The organism is Protofrankia sp. Cas4, assembly GCF_963555915.1.
Classification (GTDB): Bacteria; Actinomycetota; Actinomycetes; order Frankiales; family Frankiaceae; genus Protofrankia.
In genome coordinates, this window is the sequence record NZ_CAUVXL010000189.1 from 1 (window position 1) to 8535 (window position 8535).

The 8535-nt window shown below is 68.1% G+C and carries 10 protein-coding genes; 2 read left to right on the forward strand and 8 right to left on the reverse strand.

Features of this window, described 5'->3' with window-relative positions:
• From U9979_RS17510 to U9979_RS17530, 5 genes are all read right to left on the reverse strand, one after another.
• Window positions 1-322, reverse strand: a 322-nt coding sequence (locus tag U9979_RS17510; RefSeq protein ID WP_322780235.1) for an ATP-binding cassette domain-containing protein, incomplete at its 3' end; no start/stop codon positions are given.
• A 191-nt stretch (window positions 323-513) separates the two neighbouring features.
• Window positions 514-2130 carry a cytochrome bc complex cytochrome b subunit gene (locus U9979_RS17515; RefSeq protein WP_322747405.1) on the reverse strand — a complete coding sequence of 539 codons (1617 nt, stop codon included), beginning with the start codon at window positions 2128-2130 and terminating at the stop codon, window positions 514-516.
• On the reverse strand, window positions 2127-3272 hold the full coding sequence (locus U9979_RS17520; protein WP_322780236.1) for a ubiquinol-cytochrome c reductase iron-sulfur subunit: 1146 nt from the start codon (window positions 3270-3272) through the stop codon (window positions 2127-2129). The genes U9979_RS17515 and U9979_RS17520 overlap by 4 nt, the downstream gene beginning before the upstream one ends.
• On the reverse strand, window positions 3269-4072 hold the full coding sequence (locus U9979_RS17525) for a c-type cytochrome (protein WP_322766715.1): 804 nt from the start codon (window positions 4070-4072) through the stop codon (window positions 3269-3271). Before U9979_RS17525 ends, U9979_RS17520 begins: the two co-directional genes overlap by 4 nt.
• A gap of 5 nt (window positions 4073-4077) precedes the next feature.
• Window positions 4078-4716 (reverse strand): heme-copper oxidase subunit III, encoded by a 639-nt coding sequence (locus tag U9979_RS17530; RefSeq protein ID WP_322747402.1) that lies wholly within the window; start codon window positions 4714-4716, stop codon window positions 4078-4080.
• 105 nt (window positions 4717-4821) lie between these two features.
• Between U9979_RS17530 and U9979_RS17535 the strand changes: the two genes are divergently transcribed.
• Window positions 4822-5913, forward strand: a complete 1092-nt coding sequence (locus U9979_RS17535) for a cytochrome c oxidase assembly protein (RefSeq protein ID WP_322780237.1) — start codon at window positions 4822-4824, stop codon at window positions 5911-5913.
• A 62-nt stretch (window positions 5914-5975) separates the two neighbouring features.
• Here U9979_RS17535 and U9979_RS17540 read toward each other — a convergent pair whose 3' ends face one another.
• From U9979_RS17540 to U9979_RS17550, 3 genes are all read right to left on the reverse strand, one after another.
• Window positions 5976-6572, reverse strand: coding sequence for a DUF3501 family protein (locus U9979_RS17540; protein ID WP_322747400.1), 597 nt, complete (start codon window positions 6570-6572; stop codon window positions 5976-5978).
• Between the two features lie 128 nt (window positions 6573-6700).
• Complete coding sequence (locus tag U9979_RS17545) at window positions 6701-7147, reverse strand: rubrerythrin family protein (protein ID WP_322747399.1); 447 nt, start codon at window positions 7145-7147, stop codon at window positions 6701-6703.
• 83 nt (window positions 7148-7230) lie between these two features.
• Complete coding sequence (locus U9979_RS17550) at window positions 7231-7683, reverse strand: Fur family transcriptional regulator (protein WP_322780238.1); 453 nt, start codon at window positions 7681-7683, stop codon at window positions 7231-7233.
• Window positions 7684-8013: 330 nt separating this feature from the next.
• Between U9979_RS17550 and U9979_RS17555 the strand changes: the two genes are divergently transcribed.
• Complete coding sequence (locus U9979_RS17555) at window positions 8014-8436, forward strand: hypothetical protein (protein WP_322766711.1); 423 nt, start codon at window positions 8014-8016, stop codon at window positions 8434-8436.
• Window positions 8437-8535: the final 99 nt, after the last annotated feature.

Genomic DNA, 8535 nt, shown 5'->3' on the forward strand with positions numbered 1-8535 from the left:
GCCCCGAGTCGGCCGAGAGCATCTGCGGCACGTAGCCGATGAGACGACGTGCTCGGATCGGATGGCGTACCGCGTCCACCCCGAACACGTGCACCGACCCGGCGACCGGCCGTAGCAGCGTGACGATGGCACGGATCGCCGTGGTCTTGCCGGCCCCGTTCGGCCCGAGCAGCCCGATGATCTCGCCGGGATTGAGGTCGAGATCGATCGCGTCGACCGCTGTGTGCTCACCGAACCGGTAGGTCAGGCCCCTCACGGCAAGGGCTGGTGGGTCGCCCGACGCCGCACTGGGCGCGACGGGCACGGGGTGCTCGACAGACATCCGACCTCCACATCGTTTCCTTCGTGCAACTAACTATCTGCTCTTCCGGCTCTCCCGTCACCTGGTCGGTGCTCAGGCCTCCGCCGGCGGGCAGCGAAAAGCCGAGGGCTGGTGCGTCCGGGTCTCGGACGCACCAGCCCTCGGCCGGGATGGAGCAGGTCGCTACCTGTCGGGCTCAGTACCTGTCGGGCTCAGTGTCTGCCGGCAGGCTGGTCAGGAGATTCGCCGGTGGCCTCGCGCGGACCGCCCTCCGCTTCCTCCCCCTCGACGAAGAACCCGGTCACCGCCTTGCCTGCGCGGCGGACGAGACCGCCCGTGGCATGCCCGTTTTCCCCGCCCGGCAACGCCACCCGGTCGGTCGGTACCCGCCGGTGGTCCGGCGTCGGCGGCAACTTCGGACGATGCTGCTCCACGAACTCCCCGTCGGGCAGCTGGTGGATGATCCCGGTCTCGACACCGTGCTCGGTGACGTCCCGGTCACGGGCCTGCAGGTGCACACAGAGCCGCTTGGTCACCGTGAAGGCGATCGGCGGGACGATGATGCAACCGATCCGGCCGGCCCAGGTCATGGCGTTCAACGAGATGTCGAACGTCTTCGCGATGACGTCGTTACCACCGGAGATCCACAGCACCAGATAGAAACTGATGGCCATGGCACCGAAACCGGTGCGGGCCGGGGCGTCGCGCGGTCGCTGGAGCAGGTTGTGCGATGCGGAATCCCCGGTGAACTTCGCCTCCAGGAAGGGGTACACCGCCAGCAGCGTGAACAGGATTCCGGGCAGCACGACGGTCGGCCAGAACACCGCCGGGACGGTATGCCCGAGCCCGCGGAACTCCCACGGTGGGAACAGTCGAGTCGATCCGTCGAGGAAGCCGATGTACCAGTCGGGCTGCGACGCCGAGCTGACGTTACCCGGGTCGTAGGGGCCGAAGCTCCAGATCGGGTTGATCTGTGCCAGACCACCGAGCAGGGCGAGCATCGCGAACACCAGCATGAAGAACCCGGTGGACTTCACCGCGAAGATCGGGAAGACGCGATGCCCGATGACGTTGTGCTCGGTCTTGCCCGGCCCGGGGAAATCTGTGTGCTTCTGGTGCCACAGGATGCCCAGATGGGCGCCGATCAGCGCCAGCAGGATCCCCGGCACCAGCAGAATGTGGATCACATACAGCCGGGGGATGAAGTTGTCACCCGGCCACTCGCCGTTGAAGACCAGGAACGACGTCCAGGTTCCGATGACGGGGATCGACTGCGCGATCGAGGCCGCGATACGCAGCCCGGTACCCGACAGCAGGTCGTCCGGCAGCGAGTAGCCGGCGAAACCCTCGAGGATCCCCAACACCAGCAGCCCGACGCCGATCAGCCAGTTGACCTCGCGAGGCTTGCGGAAGGCGCCGGTGAAGAACACCCGCATCAGGTGCACCACGATTGAGGCGACGAACAGCAGTGCCGCCCAGTGGTGGATCTGACGGAAGACCAGCCCCGCCCGGGTGTCGAAGCTGATGTCGAGGGTCGAGGCGTAGGCCCGGCTCATCTCCACACCCCGCAACGGGATGAAGGAGCCGTTGTAGGGGATCTCGACGTTACTCGGGTCGAAGAACAGCGTCAGATAGATGCCGGTCAGAACCAGGATGACGAAGCTGTAGAGGGCAATTTCCCCGATCATGAAAGACCAGTGGTCGGGGAACACCTTGTTGAGGTTGCGGCGCAGCGCGGCCTGGGACCCGAAGCGCTCGTCGACGGCCCGGTTGAGTTTGCGGACCGGACCGGGTCGCTTGACCAGGGAGGGTGGCGGGACGGTGGTCATGGACGCTCCCAGAAGGCGGGACCGACGGGCTCGGTGTAGTCGCCGTCTCGTGCGATGAAATACCCGTCGTCATCAACAGCGATCGCCAGCTGTGGCAGGGATCGGCTGGCCGGACCGAAGATCGCTCGACATCCGTCCAGAACGTTGAACACCGACTGGTGGCAGGGGCACAGCAGGTGATGGGTCTGCGCCTCATAGAGGCTGACCGGACAACCCGCGTGGGTACAGATCTTGGAGTAGGCGACGTGGCCGTCGTAGGCCCAGTCCTCCCGCCCCGGCCGCGGTCGGTTCGCATCCGGGGGGAGCCGGATGAGGATGGTGACGCTGTCGGCCTTCTGGTGCAGGGTCAGCTGGGGCTCGAACCGGACGCTGCCGTCGGCCGCGGTCACCGGGATCGCCGGGAAGACGGTCTCTATACCACCGATGGCGATGTCACCGAGCGCGACCGGATTACCTTCTCCGTTCACCAACCGGGCACCCTTGGCCCAGTGGCTGTGCTTGAGCTGATCGCCCGGCTTGCGGTTGCTCAGATTCAGCAACGGCACCACCAGCAGGGCGCCGAGCACGCTTCCCGCGCCCAGCATGGTGCGGCGAACCAACGGTCGGCGGGCAAGGCCGGTATCGGCGAAACCGAGTGCGACCGTCTCCTCGGTGACGGCGATCTCCTCAGCCGAGGAGGCGAAGGGATGACGCTCCTGGACGGCCTCCTCATGCGGCATGAGGCGCTTCGCCCAGAGGATGACCCCGAATCCGATGCCGCCCATGGCCAGGCCCAGTGCGGTGCCCATGCACGGGGTGTAGTACTCGGCATGTTTGTCACCGACGAAGTTGGTGACCACGAAACCGATCGTCCCGACCACCGAGACCATGAACCAGAACGCCACCAGCCGTTCGGCCCTACGCTCGGCCCGGCGGTCGATCTCCTCGGCGTGGGCCGGGGGGATGGCCGCGGCCCGCTCATCGGGCTCGGCCAGCAGGACCGTTGAGCCCTCCTGAGTCGAGTCGGTCTGCTGCGGGGGGGTACCCAGCTGCTCGGGACCGTCGCCGCGGCCCGGGCGCGGTTCGGGCTTGGCGCGGTCGAAGATGCTCTCGCCCTCGGCGGGAACGTCCGGCCCGGACGTCTCGTCGTCTCGCTTGCTCATACCTTCTGCCTCGCTCCGATCCACATGCACACCGCGAGCAGGCCACCGATTCCGACCAGCCAGGCCAGCAGTCCCTCGGGAACCGGGCCGTACTTGCCGAGCGTGCTACCACCGGCGCTCGGCGCCGCGGTGACGTACTTCACGTACTTCGCGATTGCCACAGCGCCGGCAGGGTCGATCTGTCCGGGGCCGAACACGGGCATCGACTCGGGGCCGGTCCGCATGGCATCGATGATCTGTGTCGGAGTGGCCCTGCTCAGGTCGGGTGCGTACTTGCCGTACGTGAGCGGGGCACCCGCGCCCACCGCCTGATGGCACTGGGCGCAGTTCGCCCGATAGAGCTCCCCGCCCTGGGCCAGGTCCGCGTCATCCAGTGCGTTCTTGGTCACGACCGCCGTCTTCGGACCGCCACCGAGGCTGTCGACGTAGGCGGCCAACTGGTCGATCTGGGTCTGGCTGTAGATCGGGTCCTTGCGCTCGGCCTGCGCGCCCGGTGCGGCGAGCGGCATCCGACCCGTGCTCACCTGGAAGTCCACGGCGGCAGACCCGACCCCGACGAGACTCGGGGCCTGGCCACCGCCCTGGGCGTTCAACCCGTGGCAGCTTGAACAGCCCTGGAGGTACAGCGCCCGGCCCGCCCGGACGGCCTCGTTGGCATCGGGGGTGCTCTGGGCCGTCCCGCGCGGCGCGAGCGCGGTCCACAGCAGCCCGGTGGCCGCAAGCGCCATCAGGAGGACGACAGCGGAGGAACGCCGATGCCGGCGTCGGGATGCGCGGGCAGCGCCCAAGGATGCAGTCATGTCGCTCACTGGAGGAGGTAGATGGTCGCGTAGAGGCCGATCCAGACGACGTCGACGAAGTGCCAGTAGTACGACGTCACGATCGCCGAGGTCGCCTTCTCAGGGGTGAATCTGCCGTAGGTCGACCGGACGAGGACGATCACGAAGGCCACCAGCCCGCCGATCACGTGCAGCCCGTGGAAGCCGGTCGTGAGGTAGTAGACGGACCCGAAGGCATGCGACGAGATCGAGAACTCGTTCTCGCGGAAGTACTCCCACGCCTGGCCGCCCACGAACACCGCACCCATCACCAGCGTGATGAGGTACCAGCGACGCAGGCCGTAGACGTCGCCTCGTTCCGCGGCGAAGACGCCCAACTGACAGGTCAGGCTCGACAACACCAGGATCGTGGTGAAGACGAGCGCGTAACCGACGTGCAGGTGAACCGGGCCGATCTCGGACCCCGCGGGATCGCCGGTGATCGGCGGCCAGTTGTCACTGTTGACCGACCGGATCGTGTAGTACATCGCGAACAGGGCCGCGAAGAACATCAGCTCCGATGACAGCCACACGATCGTTCCCACGGAAACCATCGAGGGACGGTTGGCCGTGGGGTGCGGCGGCGGAGCCTTCTCAAGGACGGGGGCGGAGGCCACGTCGGTCATTCTGGCACGCGTTCGGCCAGGCGCCACCGTAGGTTCGACATTCGGTAGGACTACGAGCTGTCGAGGGTGCTGGCGTGCCCCGGCCGAAGCGAGGTGACGGAGCCTGTGACCAGTCCCAGCACGCTTGTCCCGGTAGCTCCCCAGGACGTGTTTGCACTGCCCGGCCAGGGACAACTGCCGCCCCCACCGACGGTCGGACGGATGCTCCTGCACCTGACACCCGAACCCGGACCGCTGCTTCTGATCGCCACGATGGCAGGGCTGTACCTGCTCGGAGTGCGCAGGCTCACAGATCGCGGTGACGCCTGGAACCCGTGGCGGACGGCGTCCTGGCTCGCCGGTCTGTTCGTCGTCGGGTACGCACTCGTGGGCGGAATCGCGGCTTACGACACCGCACTGTTCAGCGCCCACGCCATGCAGCACATGCTGCTGGGCACGGTCGCCCCGATCCCGCTCGCGCTCGGGGCCCCGATCACGCTCGCGCTACGCGCCCTTCCGCGGCGCTCCCGTGGGCTGCTGGTGGCGGCGTTGCACAGCCGGGTGGCCCGGGTGATGGCCTTCCCGTTGGTCGGTTTCGGCCTGTTCATCGTGAGCCTGTACGGTTTGTACTTCACCAGTCTCTACGAGTCATCGTTGCGGCATCCGGTGCTGCACCTTTTCCTGCACATCCACTTCCTGGTGGTCGGCTGCCTGTTCTACTGGCCGATCATCGGGCTTGACCCCGTCCCCGGCCGGCTGCCTTACTGGGGACGCCTCATCCTGCTGTTCGTGACGTTCCCGCTGCACGCGCTGTGGGCGCTGGCGATGTTCACGACAAACGAGGTCTTCGCCGCGGACTGGTACTCCTCGCTGGACCGGAGCTGGGGGTCGAGCCTGTTGGGCGACCAGCAGACCGGCGCGGGGCTCATGTGGGCCGCGGGGGAGCTGGTCGGTGCGATGGTGTTCGTCGCCCTGTTCATCCAGTGGTCGCGGGCTGACGGGCGCGAAGCCGCCCGCGAGGACCGCCGACTGGACCGACTCGAACGACTGGCCGCGTCCGCTGCCCCGGGGTCGGCCACCGCCGATCAGGAACCGCAACAGATCCCGGAAACCGACCCCGAGCCGGACCCGGAGGCCGAACTGGTCGCCCGGGAGGCTGCGTACAACGCCTGGCTGGCCAGGCTCGCCGCCGGTGACACCGGGCCCGCCCGCCGGTGACACCAGGCCCGCCCGCCGGCCCATGGAGCCGTCGGCCGGTTGAGCCGGTTGAGCCGGTGCTCTCAGCCGCGCAGCGCGAGATCCGCAATCAGGCTTTTACGGGCCGCGCCGGTGATCGGTGTCGCCTCGTTGTAGGCGGGGTGGTCGACGACCAGCTCAACCGGCACGGCGGGATCCCGGAAGGCGTCGCGGGTGGAGTCACTGAGCGGGAACCGCAGCATGTGCACGGACACGGTCGGGCTCGGGATGTTCGGGGCCTCGTCCGGCCCGGGGATCTCCTCGCCAGGCACCGGGACCCCGTCGATCTCGAGCCGGATGCTGCGCTGGACACCGGCGAGGCGCTCCAGCTCCGAGCGGACGGTCTCGGCGACATCGAGCTCGATGAAGGCGGTGGCGGTCAGGGCGTGGCTGGCGGGCAGCAGTCGCGAATAGATCTCGATCTCATGGGCGACATCCGCGGGGCTGCGCAGGCGCTCGGCGTAGACCATCTCCTGCACCTGGTAACGCAGGGTTTCCTCGTTCTCGAACTCGAAGAGGAACATGTCACCGACCCGGATTCGCCGTTCCGCCCGGACCGGGAGGATCCGGGTGCGCGCAGCCGGCCGCTGGGCGGCATAGACCTCGGGATCGGTGACGATGTCAGCGACAGTAAGTGCCATCGTTGGAACTCCCAAACGATCCAATGGGTACGGGGCCGACCACAGAAAGCTACCGGCAAGGCCGCCTGGCGGGGCGGTGGCAACCACGTCCGCACCGCCGGGCGGCACCGTCCGGCTGTTACGGACGGTCAGACCTCCTGCTCGGCCTTTTCGTCGGCGACGACCGCGTCGAGCGCCTTCTTGAAGCGTCCGGCGTGGGTCTTCTCGGCCCGTGCGAGCGTGGAGAACCAGTCCGCGATCTCCTCGAAGCCCTCATCGCGCGCGGTCTTGGCGAAGCCCGGGTACATGGCGGTGAACTCGTAGGTCTCCCCCGCCACGGCACTGGCCAGGTTCTTGGTGGTCTTGCCCAGCGGTTCCCCGGTCGCCGGATCGCCCACCTCGGCGAGGAAGTCCAGGTGACCGAACGCATGCCCGGTCTCGCCCTCAGCGGTGTCGCGGAAGAGCGCGGCGGCGTCGGTGAGGCCCTCGATGTCGGCCTTGCGGGCGAAGTACAGGTAGCGGCGGTTCGCCTGGCTCTCGCCCGCGAACGCCTCCTTGAGGTTCTCGTGGGTCTTCGTGCCGTCAAGCTGCGGCATGTGGCTCTCCTTTGTCGATCGTGATCAACCCGGCCGTCGGGGTGACGGCCGGGATGCTGGCTACCGGCCCGCGTACGGGACACCTAGGTCGGGCCTATGACTGTCGGGCCTACGACTGTCGGGCCTGCGACTGTCGGGCCTGCGATCTGGCAGGACGGACACAGACCACGGAACTGCAGGTCGTAGCCTGTGATCGCGAAACCGGTGCGTCGCGACAGTGCGGCCACCATCTCCACCGGCACAGGAAGATCTATGTCCACCGCCCGCCCGCACCGGTCGCAGACCGCGTGGTCGTGACGCCCGACATTCGCGTCGTACCGGGCGGCCGCGCCGTTGCCGAGGCTGAGCTCAAGGGCGAACCCAGCCCGGACCAACAGCCCCAGGGCCCGGTAGACGGTCGCGGCGCCGATGCCCGGCGCGACCACTCGGACGCGATCATAGACCTCCGCCGCCGTCGGGTGGTCGTGGGCGCCTCGGAGCACCTCCAGCACTGCGCGGCGCTGAGGGGTGAGGCGGAGATCCTGCTGACTGTTCATGACACGTCCGATGTTGGTGTCCACGTTCACTACCGGCGACGTTCAGCACCAGCAATGAGAACGAGTCTCACTATCTCTCAGCTCCGACAGCTCCGCAACTGGCAAAACACCCAACGACACATCTATGTCATCCGTGCCACCCGAACGGCGTCAGCATGGCGCAACCGGGCGGGGCCACCGCCGGCAGGCGCCATCGGATAGCCTGCCGGCGGGTTCCCAATCGTCCGGCGCCCGGTCCGATCCCGCCGTCGTTCGCGGAAGATGGATCAGTCGCCGGCCACCGGGCATCACCCAGCCGGCGTTCCACTTGATCGAAAGGCTCGCGGTCGCATGAGTACGGTTCTCGTGTACGCGGACAAGCCCGACGTCCGCGAGCGGGTGAAGCTCGCCATCGGTCCGCTACCCGACCCCGAGGTCGGGCCGGTCGAGTTCCTGGAGATGGCCGACGGCGCCGCCGTCATCGATGCGGTGGACCATCGGGAAGCCGACATCTGCATCCTGGATGCGGAGGCGGCGCCCGTCGGTGGCATGGGGCTGTCCCGACAGATCAAGAACGAGATCCCGGACTGCCCGCCCACCGTCCTGCTGGTGGCCCGTCGCGATGACCGCTGGCTGGGCACCTGGTCGCAGGCGGACGCCGTGGTCACCCATCCCGTGGACCCTGCCGAACTCGCCGAGGTCGTCGTCGCGCTGCTGCGCGCCCGACGCGCACCCGCTCGCCGGGTCGGGTCGGCCCCCGCCGTGGGTGCCTGAGCCCCGCTGTGACCGGATTCGGCGAGGCCGTTGAGGAGAGGGCCACCGACAGCGGGCCCCCCGACAGGCCACGCTTGGCCGCGCAGGGCTGGCCCCCAC

Excerpts from the sequence above, each read along its gene's own strand:
- U9979_RS17515 (WP_322747405.1), bottom strand. The coding sequence starts at position 2,130 with ATGACCACCGTCCCGCCACCCTCCCTGGTCAAGCGACCCGGTCCGGTC.
- U9979_RS17520 (WP_322780236.1), bottom strand. The coding sequence starts at position 3,272 with ATGAGCAAGCGAGACGACGAGACGTCCGGGCCGGACGTTCCCGCCGAG.
- U9979_RS17525 (WP_322766715.1), bottom strand. The coding sequence starts at position 4,072 with ATGACTGCATCCTTGGGCGCTGCCCGCGCATCCCGACGCCGGCATCGG.
- U9979_RS17530 (WP_322747402.1), bottom strand. The coding sequence starts at position 4,716 with ATGACCGACGTGGCCTCCGCCCCCGTCCTTGAGAAGGCTCCGCCGCCG.
- U9979_RS17540 (WP_322747400.1), bottom strand. The coding sequence starts at position 6,572 with ATGGCACTTACTGTCGCTGACATCGTCACCGATCCCGAGGTCTATGCC.
- U9979_RS17545 (WP_322747399.1), bottom strand. The coding sequence starts at position 7,147 with ATGCCGCAGCTTGACGGCACGAAGACCCACGAGAACCTCAAGGAGGCG.
- U9979_RS17550 (WP_322780238.1), bottom strand. The coding sequence starts at position 7,683 with ATGAACAGTCAGCAGGATCTCCGCCTCACCCCTCAGCGCCGCGCAGTG.
- U9979_RS17555 (WP_322766711.1), top strand. The coding sequence starts at position 8,014 with ATGAGTACGGTTCTCGTGTACGCGGACAAGCCCGACGTCCGCGAGCGG.